Source organism: Effusibacillus consociatus, from assembly GCF_042652925.1.
GTDB classification, from domain to species: Bacteria; Bacillota; Bacilli; order Tumebacillales; family Effusibacillaceae; genus Effusibacillus; species Effusibacillus consociatus.
Map to the genome: position 1 here is coordinate 1 of NZ_JBHSHC010000109.1, position 13,993 is coordinate 13,993.

General features: G+C 46.9%; 15 protein-coding genes and 1 other annotated feature. Of the genes, 12 read left to right on the top strand and 3 right to left on the bottom strand.

All coding sequences use genetic code 11. The annotated features are described in order from the left end of the window. Window positions 1–62: 62 nt before the first annotated feature. The 10 genes from ACFO8Q_RS14650 (at window position 63) to ACFO8Q_RS14695 (ending at window position 9,193) form a co-directional block, all read left to right on the top strand. The gene (locus tag ACFO8Q_RS14650) at window positions 63–512 is read left to right on the top strand and encodes a GNAT family N-acetyltransferase (RefSeq protein WP_380026568.1); all 450 of its coding nucleotides are present in this window, start codon (window positions 63–65) and stop codon (window positions 510–512) included. Window positions 513–594: 82 nt separating this feature from the next. Further along, window positions 595–1,764 (top strand): chromate transporter, encoded by a 1,170-nt coding sequence (locus ACFO8Q_RS14655; RefSeq protein WP_380026557.1) that lies wholly within the window; start codon window positions 595–597, stop codon window positions 1,762–1,764. Window positions 1,765–1,780: 16 nt separating this feature from the next. After that, a complete protein-coding gene (locus tag ACFO8Q_RS14660; RefSeq protein ID WP_380026558.1) occupies window positions 1,781–2,215 on the top strand; it encodes a Chromate resistance protein ChrB in 435 nt (144 codons plus the stop codon). Beyond that, window positions 2,212–2,631, top strand: a complete 420-nt coding sequence (locus ACFO8Q_RS14665) for a chromate resistance protein ChrB domain-containing protein (protein ID WP_380026559.1) — start codon at window positions 2,212–2,214, stop codon at window positions 2,629–2,631. Before ACFO8Q_RS14660 ends, ACFO8Q_RS14665 begins: the two co-directional genes overlap by 4 nt. A gap of 183 nt (window positions 2,632–2,814) precedes the next feature. Beyond that, entirely contained in the window at window positions 2,815–3,651 is an 837-nt protein-coding gene (locus ACFO8Q_RS14670; RefSeq protein WP_380026560.1) for a metallophosphoesterase, read from the top strand. 119 nt (window positions 3,652–3,770) lie between these two features. Then, entirely contained in the window at window positions 3,771–4,823 is a 1,053-nt protein-coding gene (locus ACFO8Q_RS14675; RefSeq protein WP_380026569.1) for a MerR family transcriptional regulator, read from the top strand. A gap of 64 nt (window positions 4,824–4,887) precedes the next feature. Beyond that, complete coding sequence (locus ACFO8Q_RS14680) at window positions 4,888–5,514, top strand: methyltransferase domain-containing protein (RefSeq protein ID WP_380026561.1); 627 nt, start codon at window positions 4,888–4,890, stop codon at window positions 5,512–5,514. Window positions 5,515–5,709: 195 nt separating this feature from the next. Beyond that, a complete protein-coding gene (locus ACFO8Q_RS14685; RefSeq protein ID WP_380026562.1) occupies window positions 5,710–8,097 on the top strand; it encodes a heavy metal translocating P-type ATPase in 2,388 nt (795 codons plus the stop codon). Window positions 8,098–8,113: 16 nt separating this feature from the next. Next, the gene (gene copZ, locus ACFO8Q_RS14690) at window positions 8,114–8,317 is read left to right on the top strand and encodes a copper chaperone CopZ (protein WP_380026563.1); all 204 of its coding nucleotides are present in this window, start codon (window positions 8,114–8,116) and stop codon (window positions 8,315–8,317) included. A gap of 45 nt (window positions 8,318–8,362) precedes the next feature. Further along, window positions 8,363–9,193 (top strand): hypothetical protein, encoded by an 831-nt coding sequence (locus ACFO8Q_RS14695; RefSeq protein ID WP_380026570.1) that lies wholly within the window; start codon window positions 8,363–8,365, stop codon window positions 9,191–9,193. 233 nt (window positions 9,194–9,426) lie between these two features. Here the strand turns inward: ACFO8Q_RS14695 and ACFO8Q_RS14700 are convergent, their stop codons facing one another. Continuing rightward, window positions 9,427–9,543: a putative holin-like toxin gene (locus ACFO8Q_RS14700; RefSeq protein ID WP_380026571.1), complete on the bottom strand. Its 117-nt coding sequence runs from the start codon at window positions 9,541–9,543 to the stop codon at window positions 9,427–9,429. Window positions 9,544–9,643: 100 nt separating this feature from the next. Next, entirely contained in the window at window positions 9,644–9,976 is a 333-nt protein-coding gene (locus ACFO8Q_RS14705; RefSeq protein ID WP_380026564.1) for a metal-sensitive transcriptional regulator, read from the bottom strand. A 119-nt stretch (window positions 9,977–10,095) separates the two neighbouring features. After that, window positions 10,096–10,354 (top strand) — a binding site (T-box leader). Between the two features lie 119 nt (window positions 10,355–10,473). On the opposite strand from ACFO8Q_RS14705, the gene cimA reads away from it, so the two are divergent. Together cimA and ACFO8Q_RS14715 are read left to right on the top strand one after the other, a co-directional pair. Next, window positions 10,474–12,054 carry a citramalate synthase gene (cimA, locus tag ACFO8Q_RS14710; protein WP_380026565.1) on the top strand — a complete coding sequence of 527 codons (1,581 nt, stop codon included), beginning with the start codon at window positions 10,474–10,476 and terminating at the stop codon, window positions 12,052–12,054. A gap of 55 nt (window positions 12,055–12,109) precedes the next feature. Then, entirely contained in the window at window positions 12,110–12,997 is an 888-nt protein-coding gene (locus ACFO8Q_RS14715) for a 5'-3' exonuclease (RefSeq protein ID WP_380026566.1), read from the top strand. Window positions 12,998–13,420: 423 nt separating this feature from the next. Here ACFO8Q_RS14715 and ACFO8Q_RS14720 read toward each other — a convergent pair. Further along, window positions 13,421–13,993, bottom strand: a 573-nt coding sequence (locus ACFO8Q_RS14720; RefSeq protein WP_380026567.1) for a hypothetical protein, incomplete at its 5' end; no start/stop codon positions are given.

The following is a 13,993-nucleotide window of genomic DNA, read 5'->3' on the forward strand; positions in this document are numbered from 1 at the left end:
CTTTCAACGTTTTGTGACACCCAACTCCAAAAGTTAGTTAGCTAAGCAACAATCAATTTGAACTGAGCCTAAATATAAGACCGGCAAGGCACGAGGATATCCCGCAAGTTGTAGAGTTGATGTTTCAGTACATAGTCGATTTTTATAAACGCCCTCGACCGAGTGAGGAGTCGCTTCAAGGATTGGTAACCCGTTTGCTTGAAAACCCGGCAAGCGGTATCCAATTTGTTGCTGAACAAGACGGACCCTTGATTGGGTTTGCTACGTTATATTTCACGTTTAGTACGTTACAGGTAAAAAAGGCTGCTATCTTGAATGACCTGTTTGTTCTACCATCCGTCCGAGGGCAGAAGGTAGGGGAACAATTGTTTCAAACCTGTTTGTCATACATCAGGGAGTATGACTTTGCTTATATGACTTGGGAGACGGCAAAAGACAACTTGGCTGCCCAATCGTTGTACGAAAAAATGGGCGGGCAGCGCTCCAACTGGCTGCAATATGAAATTAGTTAAGGGAAATCCTATTGTGCCTACCTTCGATAAGCAATAAAATGAAATGTAACAGTCGTTACATATCGCGGGGAGGAGAAACGGCATGTCTGAACAAACAAAGAGTTATTCCCTTTGGCAGTTGGTTCTTTACTTTTTGAAATTGGGGACAGTTGGTTTCGGGGGTCCTGTGGCGCTGGTAGGCTATATGTTCCGGGATCTTGTCGAGAAGCGGGGTTGGATTTCCGAATCCGATTATAAGGACGGGCTGGCTCTGTCCCAGCTTGCTCCAGGCCCACTTGCGGCGCAGTTAGGTTTTTATCTGGGGTATGTCCACTACGGAATTCTCGGGGCGACATTGGTCGGGCTTGCGTTTGTTCTGCCATCTTTCTTGATGGTGGTCGCACTTGGATGGGCTTATACGGTGTACGGTGGTTTGACCTGGATGCAAGCGGTGTTCTATGCGGTTGGTGCAAGCGTAATCGGGATCATTGCTTTTAGTGCTTATAAGCTTACCTCGAAAACAATCGGTAAGGATTGGCTCCTCTGGGCAATTTTCGTTGTTGTCGCTCTTTATACGGTAATTACCGAATCGGAGGAAGTTCTGATCTTTCTTGGAGCTGGTATCTTGTACTGGTTGGTGAAGGCTCCGCCCAAAGGATTCAAATGGGGAAACATGGGGGTTGCGGGGCTTACGGCCGAACCCGTAAAAAATGTTGTGGCGGGGCTTCAGGCGGCCGATTCGGGTACGCTTTGGAATCTCTTTACTTTCTTCACGAAGGCGGGGGCTTTCGTTTTCGGAAGTGGTTTGGCGATCGTTCCATTCCTTTTTTCGGGGGTTGTGAAGGACTATCAGTGGTTAAACGACCATCAGTTTCTCGATGCCGTCGCGGTTGCGATGATTACGCCGGGGCCGGTAGTGATCACGACAGGTTTTATCGGGTATTTGGTAGCCGGCTTTCCAGGCGCAAGCCTCGCGGCAATTGCCACGTTTCTGCCTGCTTATGTGCTCACAATCATCCCGGCTCCCTTCTTCAAAAAATACGGCAAGCGCCCCGGGATTAACGCATTCGTTACCGGTGTTACGGCAGCGGCTACGGGAGCGATTGTGGGAGCGGTTCTTGTATTGGGCAAGAGGTCGATCGTTGACATCACTACCGCCTTATTGGCTTTGGTCACTTTGATTTTGCTATGGAAGAGCAAAAAAGTTTCGGAACCGGTGATGATTCTGGCCGCAGCAATCATAGGCCTCGTGGTTTATCCCTTGACCCATTAAAATTGGGGGTGTTCCCTTGCATTCCTGGTTATCCCTTTGTTATAAGATTCCTCCGGAGCCGTCGGCGAAACGGGTGTATGTGTGGAGAAAGCTGAAACGTCTTGGTGCTATTTTGATCCAGGATGCGGTGTGGGTTCTTCCTGTTACGCCGCGGACGTTGGAACAGTTTCAATGGTTGGCGGCGGAGATCGCGGAATTGGGCGGGGAGGCTTTTTTGATGGAGTCCCGTTTTGTGTTACCCGGGCAGGAAGAAGCGTTGGTGAAACAGTTTGTGCAGCAGGTTGATGTTGCTTATGCGGAAATCCTGTCTGATCTTGAGAGGGAGATGGCGGATTTATCAGCGCTCTCCAAACGATATCAGCAGATCAGAGGGCAGGATTATTTTCAATCGGATTTTGGGAAAAAGGTGCGGGAGGCACTGCTGTCCGCACAAGGAGGAATGGATACGTGAAATGGGTTACTTGGGAGAATGTCGGCGTGGATCGAATGGCGTGCGCTTGGTTAATCAACAGGTTTATCGATCCTGAGGCTGAATTTTTGTTTATTCCGTCAGGACACAAGCCGCTTCCCGAAGGGGCGGAACCGTTCGATCTGCCGGGTGTCAGGTTGACCCATAGACGGGGGCACTGCACATTTCATACGATGCTGCGGGAGTTTGACTTGAAAGACCCGGTTCTCCATCGGATTGCCCGGATCGTGGATGAGGCGGACACAGTCCAGGAAGTTACGTTGGAGTCGGTTGCCCCCGGACTTGATCTTATTTGTCGGGGCATCCGCCTGACCAGTCTGGATGACCATACTGCTTTGGAGCGAGGGAAGCTCATTTTTGAGGGGCTTTACGCTCAACTGGCGCTGGAGCCGATTTGAATAATACGGGGGTGTGGAGAATATTTCGTTCTTTACCTTTAAGGATCCGGACGGGAATGTACTGATGGTGTGTGAAGACAAGAGGAAGTTAGAGTGAGAAGGGGATAGTCACAGTTACGCTTCTGCCCAAATAATATAATGGGCGATCAGCGTTGCGCTGAAAATCATGCGTAGGTGAAGGACATGGATACGACAGGACTGACTCAATTGGCATTGACACTGGGGACTGCAGCAGTTGTGGGCACCGGTATTTATGCTTCCGTTATCGAACGATTCTGGCTGAATCTCACTCATGTGCGGATTGTACTTCCCCGACTCCCCCGTGCTTTCGGCGGATTTAAAATCGCACTGTTTAGCGATGTTCACTTGGGTTTCTTTTACTCTCCCCAGCATTTGTCAACTGTTGTCGATCTCATCAACAGAGAAAGCCCGGATGTGATCTGCTTTACCGGGGATTTTCTCGACTCCCGCAAATCACTGCGCTCACTGGAACCCGCGATTCCGGTTCTAGAGCGACTGAATGCTCCTTATGGAAAGTTTGCCTTGTTGGGCAACCATGACTATAGGGCGGGTGCCGATCCTGTAATCCGAGGTCTCGAGCGCGGCGGTTTTCGAGTGCTTAGAAATGAACATTCAGCAATAAGAAAACAGAATGAGCAGGTATTCCTGATCGGGCTTGATGATGTTTTGGAAGGCAAGCCGAACCTAGAAAAGGCGATGGAGGATCTGCCTCCCACCGCGTGCAAAATCTTGCTGGCCCATGAACCGGACTATGCGGATACTGCGAGACAATATCCGATTGACTTACAGATTTCCGGCCATAGTCACGGTGGCCAAATCCGCTTTCCGTTCGTGGGTCCGATCTATACCACTAAGCTCGGAAGAAAATACCTCTCCGGCCTGAAAAAAACGGGGAATTTATTGGTTTATACAAACAGAGGAATAGGAACAACATGCTTGCCGATCCGTTTTCTCTGTCGGCCGGAGATTACGATGATTACTCTTGAACCAAAGCCGTAGAGGGTGCTTCCCACTGCCCCGCGTCCCGAATGGATGTGGGGCTTTTTGCTATCTTTCTCTTTACTTTCACGTTACGTCAAGGTTTATGATAGTAACGGAGGGATCCTTGTATGAAGACCATGAAAATCAAAGACATCGCCGATAAATTAAAAATATCTCCGCGTGCGATCCGATTTTATGAAGAAAAAGGGTTACTCTCGCCGATCAAGCAGGAGCATAATCAATACCGTACTTTTTCTGAAAAAGAAGTCTGGAGATTGCAAACGATTATTTCTTTAAGGGAAGTGGGCATGCCGATCGGCGAGATTAAAAAAGTGTTGGACCAGATTGACGAAGGGGATCAGGATGAACTCCGATATTATCTTGAGCTGCAAAGAGCCGTTATGTTTTCACAATGGGTGGAGATGAAGCAGATCATTGAAACTACCGACCAAATGATTCATCTCTTAAAGCAGAATCAATTGCTTGTGCTGGAAGACATTTATCAGCTTGCAGAAGGGTCAAAAAGACTTCGTGAAATCCGAAAAAATTGGCGCGACCGCTGGAATTTCGACAGACAGGCCGTTATTTATGACGAATTTGTCCGGAACGATGATCAATCATTTAATGTCCATCGAAATTATGACGAAGCCCTTGATTTAACCGTAAAATGGGTTTCGCCCAAAGCAGGGGAATTTGGTTTGGATATTGGAACCGGGACAGGGAATTTGGCCGGTAGGTTTTTAGCGACGGGGATTCAAATTGCGGGCATTGATCAATCGAAAGAAATGCTGAAACAGTGCCAGCGAAAATATCCTCAGATGGAAACAAAGCTTGGCAATTTTCTTGCAATTCCGTATCTGGATGGGCAGTTTGACTTTGTGGTTACAAGCTTCGCTTTTCATCACCTTACCGATGAACAGAAACAGTTGGCATTGGAAGAAATTCGAAGAGTTTTGAAATCGCATGGTCGAATCTGCATTACGGATTTAATGTTCGAAGATCAGCAAAAAAGAATTCAGTATGTGGAGAATTTAAAGAAACAAGGACAACTAAATGCCATAAGGGCGATTGAAGATGAATATTATGCAGACCGTTCCCGTTTGCTGGATTGGTTTAAGCAACACGGGTACATTACGAAACAAAAACATATCAACGTTCTGCTGCATATAGTCTATGCTGTTCCCTCTTGACCTTTACGTTGCGTTATCATTCATGATGATTTCGTAGCCCAAATAGTTGGTGGAGGGGAATTGGATGGATAAGGATCAGCTTCAAGAGATTTACTTGAATGAAGAGTATTATTGGGGGAAGGAACCGAACAATCTGGCGAGGAGAATCCTGGAGTTGATTCCTGCAGATCAGAGAAAGGGAAAAAAGCTGGTCGATTTGGGTGCGGGGGAAGGTAGGGACAGTGTTTTCCTGGCCCAAGAAGGGTTTGATGTACTGGCTGTTGACATAGCTCCTGCGGGCTTGGAAAAAGTGCAAAGGCTCGCTAAAGAGAAGAATGTCTCCATTGAAACGCTTGAGTCAGATCTGAATGAACTGCAGCTGTCAGGAAAATTTGATGTGGTGTATTCGATCGGGACTCTGCAGTATATCACGCCCCAAAATCGAGAACGGCAGTTCCATAAGATTAAGGGATTTACAGCGCCCGGAGGTTTAAACGTATTGTTCGCATTCGTTAACCATCCGGAAGTTGAAGCCGCACCCGATTGGGGAAAAAACGAGTATCTGTATGAAAGAAACGAGTTGCAAAGTTATTACGAAAACTGGGATCTGCTTGACTCTTACGAGTTTATTTTCGATTGTAATTCAAGCAATATCCCACATCGACATGCAGCAAGAGTCCTCATAGCCCGAAAGGCTGTTGCAGCACTCTAAAGGTAAAGGATGCCATCAATTGAATGGCATCTTTTTTTATGAGGTGTAGATAAATTATCTGCACGTGTTGACAAGGAAACGTTGCCAGATATAATATACGGTAGGGGGGTATCCTACCAAAAAACTTGGCGCCTATCTTAAGATTACATAAGATGCCGCCTCCAACGCAATCTAACTAGATGGGGTGAAGTCACAATGAAAAGTATATCTCTCCCAATAGAGGGCATGACCTGCGCGGCCTGCGCCAATCGAATTGAAAAAGGGCTTGGCAAGATGGAAGGCGTTGGGCAAGCAAACGTGAATTTTGCTTTGGAGAAAGCTACCGTTTCTTACGATCCTTCGAAGGTTACCCCGCAGGAACTGCAAGCCAAAGTTGAGGATCTTGGATATAAAGTAGCGACCGAAAGAGTCGATTTTGATATCACAGGCATGACCTGTGCGGCCTGCGCCCATCGGATCGAAAAAGGGCTCAGCAAGCTGCCGGGAGTTATGCAGGCAAATGTCAATCTCGCGATGGAGAGGGCAACGATTCAGTTTAACCCGAGTGAGGTCAGTCCCACCGATATGATCCAAAAAGTCAAAGATATCGGATACGGTGCTTCTCTGGTTCAGGAATCTGATGAAAAAGGGCATGACCGCGACAAGGAGATCCGTCGTCATAAGATGCGGTTTGCTGTGTCGGCAGCACTTTCTTTGCCGCTTCTGTATACAATGATTGCCCATTTTCGATGGACCGGAGTTTATATGCCTCATCTTTTAATGAATCCCTGGGTGCAATTTGCGCTCGCGACTCCCGTTCAATTTATTATCGGTTGGCCATTTTATCGGGGGGCTTACAAAGCCTTAAAGAACGGAAGTGCGAATATGGATGTCCTGGTGGCACTCGGTACGTCAGCGGCTTACTTCTACAGCCTTGTGGCGACGGTCACCGGAAATGCCGACAAGCTTTATTATGAAACCAGTGCCATTTTGATCACTTTAATTATACTTGGCAAATTGTTTGAAGCGATAGCCAAGGGACGCACCTCTGAAGCGATCAAGAAACTGATGGGGCTCCAAGCCAAAACGGCTCTGGTGATTCGCGAAGATAAGGAAGTAACCGTTCCAATCGAAGAGGTAGTGGCGGGGGATCTCATCATCGTCAAGCCCGGTGAAAAAATACCGGTCGATGGTGTGGTGATCTCCGGTACATCGGCGGTCGACGAATCGATGCTGACTGGTGAAAGTGTTCCGGTCGACAAGAAAGCGGGAGATTCGTTAATCGGTGCCACCATCAATAAAAATGGAGTTCTCACCTTTAAAGCAACCAAGGTTGGAAAAGATACTGCTTTGGCGCAGATCATTAAGGTAGTCGAGGATGCACAAGGTTCAAAAGCACCCATCCAACGGATGGCGGATGTGATTTCAAGTATTTTCGTGCCGATTGTGGTGGGGATCGCTGTGTTAGTGTTTCTCGGCTGGTACCTGATTTTTGAACCAGGGAACTTTACTCACGCTCTTGAAAATGCAATTGCAGTTCTCGTAATCGCATGTCCGTGTGCTTTAGGTCTTGCTACTCCGACCTCGATCATGGTCGGAACCGGAAAAGGTGCTGAATCAGGGATCCTGTTCAAAGGCGGCGAACATTTGGAAGCTGTTCACAAGCTGAATACCATCGTTCTTGACAAGACCGGCACGATTACCAAGGGAGAGCCCGAGTTGACCGATGTAATCTCTTTAACGGATATTTCAGAAGTTGAATTGCTGTCCCTTGTTGCTTCTGCTGAAAAGAAATCCGAACATCCGCTTGCCCAGGCGATCGTCACAGGAGCCGGGGAGAAAAACATTCAGATTCACGATGCACAAGACTTCGAAGCAATTCCGGGCTACGGGCTGCATGCGACAGTAAACGGCAAAGATTTGTATGTGGGAACTCGGAAATTAATGAACCGAGAGAACATCGACATAAGCGGTGCTCTTGATCAAATGGAGCGATTGGAAAGCGAAGGAAAAACGGCGATGTTGGCAGCTGTGGACGGCAAATTGGCGGGAATCGTAGCCGTAGCAGATACAGTAAAAGAAAGTTCCAAGGAAGCGATTCAGCGAATGAAGGAACTGGGCCTGGAGGTGGTGATGATCACGGGTGATAACCGGCGAACTGCAGAAGCGATTGCCAAGCAGGTCGGCATCACGGAAATCCGTGCGGAGGTTTTGCCCGAAGGGAAAGCTGAAGAAATAGAGAAGTTTAAAAAGCAGGGAAAAAAAGTCGCCATGGTTGGTGATGGGATTAACGATGCCCCTGCTCTCGCGACTGCAGATGTAGGCATTGCCATTGGCACAGGAACTGACATCGCTATCGAAGCAGCAGATGTTACACTCATGCGAGGGGAATTAACCAGCATCGTGGATGCAATTACACTTAGTCAAAAAACCATGAGAAACATCAAGCAAAACCTATTCTGGGCGCTGTTTTACAATACAGTAGGCATTCCGGTGGCGGCCGTAGGTCTGCTAGCCCCTTGGGTAGCGGGAGCAGCCATGGCATTCAGCTCAGTATCAGTTGTACTGAACGCTTTGCGACTTAAGAAAGTAACTCTTAAATAAGAAAGGGGAATTTAACATGAACGTAACGTTAAATGTAAAAGGTATGTCTTGCGGTCATTGTGTCAATGCGATCGAAGGAGCGCTCGGAAAATTGGCGGGAGTCAGTTCCACAAAAGTCGATCTGTCCGCGAATCAGGTAACCGTTTCTTTTGACGAGTCGGCAGTCGGCCTGGAAAAAGTGAAAGAGACAATTGAAGATCAAGGGTACGATGTGGAGTAACAGAGACACAAAAATCACGGGGAGGTAGGAACCGGACTCATGAAAATGCCAAAGCTAGGTCTAGGTATCGTGCTTGTTGGTTTAACCGTTCTGACAGCATGCGGCCAAGCGAAGGATCCGCACGGCCAGGAGGGTCAACACGATCAGCATAACCAACCGCATGGCGGACATGAATCGACAAATACATCCCAGGTACAGGCGGTGTGGAAATTTGCCAGTCAGACACCTGAGAGCAAAAAGGAAGAGGAACTATCCATTCAAATTCAGGATAATACGGGCAAACCGATCGAGAAATTCGAAATCAGCCATGAGAAAAAGCTGCATCTGATTGTGGTAAGCAAAGATCTGTCGTACTTTAACCACATTCACCCGGAATACACGGAAAAGGGAATTTTCAAGATTAAAACCCAGTTTCCGTCAGGTGGAGACTACAAGTTAATTGCTGATTTCATTCCGGAGGGCGGCGGAGCAAAGACTGAAAGCCAATGGATCCAGGTGCAGGGAGATGCCCCGGCACAGAAACCGATTCAACCGGAGACAAACTTTACGAAAGTGGTGGACGGTAAGGAAGTGACCCTGTCTCTCGATAATCTTCAAGCGGGAAAAGAACTTACAATGTCTTTCACTATCAAAGACGCAGCCACAAAGCAGCCGATCACAAATCTTGAGCAATACCTGGGCGCTGTCGGACATGTAGTGATTTTAAGTGCGGATGCTGAGAAGTATATCCATAACCATCCGCTCGAGGAAAAAGCGACCGGACCGGTCGCTAAATTCGGGACGTCTTTCCCAACCAGCGGGACCTACAAAATTTGGGGACAATTTCAACACCAAGGAAAAGTATTTACCGTGCCTTTTGTGATTAATGTGCCTTAAAATCCAAACGATCGAACGACCTGTCGTAAAAGTTTTTGGTCACGATATGTGACAATTGTATCGCTATTGGCTATAATAGAATCAAATAATATCTTGTGAAGATATTAAAAAAGAGCCGGGTGATCAGACCCGACTCTATACAACCGGCCTTGGGTGGAATCCTCCGTTCAAGTGCAGATCAGAACAGCTTTATGTCTACAGAAGTAGCCACCGCGGGCGCCAACCTTGGGTGGTTACTTCTTTTTTGTCAAAGCAACCATTACGGAAACCAGACCAACTATAAACGATCCAAAGCTGATCATTAGTAGCAGTGCGTCCTTTATCTCCATAGGCTGTCCACCTCCCATCATTATAAGATGTGGAGGAGACAGCACCCAAGGTTTTCAGTTGTATTGTTGCTATTATAATCAAAACAAATGATAGGTTGTCGTGTGAATTCAGGCAAATCGTCTATTTCAAGAGTTTATTCATGGTTTTCATGAGTTCATCAATCACTTCATGATCACCTTCTTGAATCCGCTCGACAACACAACTTTTCATATGACTGGTTAACAGGAGTTTCCCGACACTATTCAATGCCGACTGTATGGCTGCAATCTGGTTCAGGACATCATCGCAGTAGGTGTCTTTTTCAATCATGCCTTTCACACCGCGAATCTGGCCCTCGATTCGATTTAAACGGGAGATTAAATCCGTTTTTGTCTTGTCGCTATGATGACTGGTTCTGGTTGTACAATCTTTATGTTCCATAGGATCTGTTCCTCCTTTTATTAATAGTATCATACCCCCCAGGTGTATTTCAAAGATGATAAAATGCCAATCCCTCCTGATTTTCCGGTCTTGTTAAAAAACTACTGTTGACAGAGACTGATCGGATATTTATAATCTCTCCTAACGATAAATATTGAGCGAAGAAAAGGACGAGTAGAAGAAAGTGCTGACGAACAGAGAGCCGTTACCCATGGGCTGCGAGGGCGGTCGTCATCCTTCTTTAAAAATCACCTTGGAGCTTTGTTTATGAAAGGGCAGGAAAATAGCCCGAGTAAGAAACAACGGAGAGGTCCCCGTTAACGGACTGAAGTCCAGATTGGACTTGGTAAGTCTGTTTTTCGTGAGAAAAACAGAGAAGCTGGGTGGTACCGCGATACTCTCGCCTCAGCAATCGAACTCGCAGCAATGAGAAGATGCGGGTTGGATTGTGGAGACGGGAGTTTTTTATTTTTGACGACGGCTATAAAAGCGGAGAAAAGAACGAGTAGAAGAGGCAGGGGGGACATACGTTGGAAAAAGTACTGATCTATGATACAACACTGCGAGATGGAACCCAAGGTGAGGGAATCAGCTTATCTGTGGAGGATAAGCTTAAAATTGCGCTTCGCCTTGACCAGTTCGGCGTTCATTACATCGAGGGGGGCTGGCCGGGAAGCAATCCAAAGGACATGGAGTTTTTTCAAAAGGTGAAAGAGCTTCCCTTAAAAACCGCCAAGATCACCGCGTTTGGCAGTACGAGAAGACAGGGAATTTCAGCAGATCAGGACGAAAATCTTCAGAAACTTTTGGAATCTGGCGTAAGCGTTGTCGCTATTTTTGGGAAAACGTGGGATTTCCAAGTGACGCATGCGCTGAACAGTACGTTAGAAGAAAATCTTTCTATGATCTACGATTCTGTCAAATTTTTAAAATCGCACGGATTAGAAGTTATTTTTGATGCAGAGCATTTCTTTGACGGCTATAAGGCAAATTCCACCTATGCATTGGAAACCTTGAAAAAGGCAGAGGAAGGGGGAGCGGATTGGATCGTACTCTGTGACACCAATGGTGGAACGCTCCCGCACGAGATCGGAGAGATCGTGGCCGTTGTCAAACAGAAGCTGACAACACCGATCGGTGTTCATTGCCATAATGATTCGGAATGTGCTGTGGCCAATTCAATTGCAGCCGTAAGAGAAGGGGCAAGACAGGTACAGGGAACCATGAATGGCTACGGAGAACGTTGTGGAAATGCCAATTTAATTTCGATTATTCCGAACCTTCAACTGAAACTTGGCTATTCCTGTGTGCGAGAAGAGCAGATTAGTTTACTGACTTCCCTGTCCCGATATGTTCATGAAATTGCGAATGTTGCCCCTCCCAATAATCAACCGTTTACGGGAATGAGCGCGTTCGCCCATAAAGGTGGCATGCATGTCAGTGCCATCCTGAAATCGCCGGAGACCTATGAGCATATGGCCCCGGAAAGGGTGGGGAACCAGCGAAGGGTACTCGTATCCGAATTGTCGGGTCAAAGTAATCTGCTCTATAAGGCTCAAGAATTAAATATGGATCTGGATAAATCAAATCCTGTGAATAAGCGCATCCTCCAAAAACTCAAAAAAATGGAGCATGAAGGGTATCAGTATGAAGGGGCGGAGGCTTCCTTTGAGCTGCTGGTGCGGGAAGAGTTAGGAGAGGTCAAGGAATTCTTTACTCTCGAGTCTTTTAAAATTCTTGTCGAGACAGAGGATTCAGCCGTGAATACAATGGCGATCGTCAAGCTCCGTGTATTTGATGAGGTGGTCCATGCGGCTGCCGAGGGTAACGGACCAGTCAATGCTTTCGATAATGCTCTGCGCAAAGCATTGGAGTCGTTCTATCCCGAGATCAGAGAGATGCATCTTTCCGATTATAAGGTTCGGGTTCTGGACGAAGGAGGAGCGACCGCTGCCAAAGTTAGGGTATTGGTGGAATCGTCCAACGGGAAGGAGCAGTGGAATACTGTAGGTGTGTCGACTAACATCATTGAGGCAAGCTGGCAGTCGTTATTCGACAGTATCCGCTACTTTTTATTGATGAAAAACGAGTTGAAAGTGAACGCCAGATAGAGTGACCCGACCGATCATGGTATAATGGGGAATCCCTGTTGAGGAGCGTGTTCTTTTGGTTGATTCTCATGTTCTTGTAGTGGATGGAAGTTCCTTATTGGTACGAGCATTTTTTGCAACTGCTTATTCCGGACGTTTGATGCGTTCAAAAAGCGGTGTTTATACAAATGGTGTCCAAGGCTTTCTCAACATGCTGACAGGTGCTTGTGATATCATGGGGCCAAGCCATTTGTTTGTGGCCTGGGACGTGTCCCGTGACACTTTCCGGCGTGAAATTTACCCTGCTTACAAAGCCACACGAGGCGAACTGCCCGATGAACTTCATCCACAGTTTGACTTGGCTCGGGAACTATTGGAGCATCTTGGGGTCGCTCAACAATCCGATCCCCGGTTTGAAGCGGACGATTTGATCGGGAGCATCGTTCGTAAAGCGGAATGCGAGGGTCACCGCGTTACAATTTTGACAGGGGATCGAGACTCCCTTCAACTCGTATCGGAACTTGTTACTGTTGCGATTATGAAAAAAGGGGTCAAGGAGCTTGAACTGTACACTCCTTGCCGTCTGCAGAAAGAATGGGGGATTGGCCCCGATCAGATTACCGATTTGAAGGCTTTGATGGGGGATACGAGCGATAACATTCCGGGTGTACCCGGGATTGGAGAAAAGACCGCATTAAAGCTTTTGTCCGAACATGGTTCGATTGAAGAGTTATACAGCAATCTTGAAAAGGTCAAAGGAAAGATGCGGGAAAAGCTGGAACTGCACCGTGAATCGGCCTTTCTTTCCAAACACCTTGCCACCATTGTGACCGAAGTTCCGCTTGAGCGGGAGATTGGGGACTGCCGATTGCAATTTTTGCTGGAACAGGCGAAGGAACGGCTGCTTGAACTTGAACTGCATCGAGTGGTTTCCCAATTGCAGCGGTTTACGGTGACCGCGTAGAATCTGCTTCATCATCACCATTGCGTTGCGTCCCACTCTGGTACCGGCCGATCTATGCTTCATCACGGCGATTACTCTATTCTCCTCCCGTGAAATCTCTGCTTCTTGTTCCTTCCAAGTAACTCCTTCCAAGTAACTCCTTTGCTTTAAAAGCTTCCTTGTGATACTTTCATTGAAACGGGCTTTCTTCATTTTCGTTGATGGTGTATACTTACAGATTTTTCGCAAGCTGTAGTGGGACATGATTTTGGGTGATAAGGGGTAGCCGATACCCCCCTCCCCGATACAGGCGGCATTAACGAACATAAAACTGAGAGTATATGGTTAGATTGTTGTCTCGACCCCAACCGCATTTTTTCCGAACAAAACAAAGTGCTCACACATATTTATGTGAGCATTTTGTTTGCATATTTAAATTGCTAGCTAGGGTATTAGAAATCTGGTAAAGAGTCTCGAACCAAACCTCGTATAAGTAGAGTCACCTAAATCGGTCACTCCATCAATATATTTGAACCATTCAACATAAGCATAATTATCGACAACCATATTCCCTGAAGTATTGGTCATCTGAATGCCAGGTTCGGCTTGGTAAGTAGATCCTCTAGCAGCCCCGTAATAAAAATGCTCCCACCTTCCGTAAGATGGAAGGTAAGAATAATTATCGACTCTGACGTTAGGTGCTTGCCAATTCCAGCTGGCACTAATCCCAGAACTATTCAAGCTTACTGATGGGGTACTAGTGTTTGGAGTACTATTTGGTCCTGCAGCGGTTACTGATTGACTGTTACATGCATCGCATTTAGCCGCCCGGAAATTCATTTGCCTTGTTTCCCAACCACTATGATACCTCGAATCTTGTGTATATAAAGCACCGCCAGGGGAGGTGTTTACATAATAATGGTGTGTCCACAGTGTTGTTGTACCGTCAAGACGAAAGGAAGGAAACCCCGTGATCCAGCCGATTTGCTTCGCAGTACTCTCTTGATGACTAAGCTT

Excerpts from the sequence above, each read along its gene's own strand:
- ACFO8Q_RS14655 (WP_380026557.1), top strand. The coding sequence starts at position 595 with ATGTCTGAACAAACAAAGAGTTATTCCCTTTGGCAGTTGGTTCTTTAC.
- ACFO8Q_RS14670 (WP_380026560.1), top strand. The coding sequence starts at position 2,815 with ATGGATACGACAGGACTGACTCAATTGGCATTGACACTGGGGACTGCA.
- ACFO8Q_RS14675 (WP_380026569.1), top strand. The coding sequence starts at position 3,771 with ATGAAAATCAAAGACATCGCCGATAAATTAAAAATATCTCCGCGTGCG.
- ACFO8Q_RS14680 (WP_380026561.1), top strand. The coding sequence starts at position 4,888 with ATGGATAAGGATCAGCTTCAAGAGATTTACTTGAATGAAGAGTATTAT.
- ACFO8Q_RS14685 (WP_380026562.1), top strand. The coding sequence starts at position 5,710 with ATGAAAAGTATATCTCTCCCAATAGAGGGCATGACCTGCGCGGCCTGC.
- copZ (WP_380026563.1), top strand. The coding sequence starts at position 8,114 with ATGAACGTAACGTTAAATGTAAAAGGTATGTCTTGCGGTCATTGTGTC.
- ACFO8Q_RS14695 (WP_380026570.1), top strand. The coding sequence starts at position 8,363 with ATGCCAAAGCTAGGTCTAGGTATCGTGCTTGTTGGTTTAACCGTTCTG.
- ACFO8Q_RS14700 (WP_380026571.1), bottom strand. The coding sequence starts at position 9,543 with ATGATGGGAGGTGGACAGCCTATGGAGATAAAGGACGCACTGCTACTA.
- ACFO8Q_RS14705 (WP_380026564.1), bottom strand. The coding sequence starts at position 9,976 with ATGATACTATTAATAAAAGGAGGAACAGATCCTATGGAACATAAAGAT.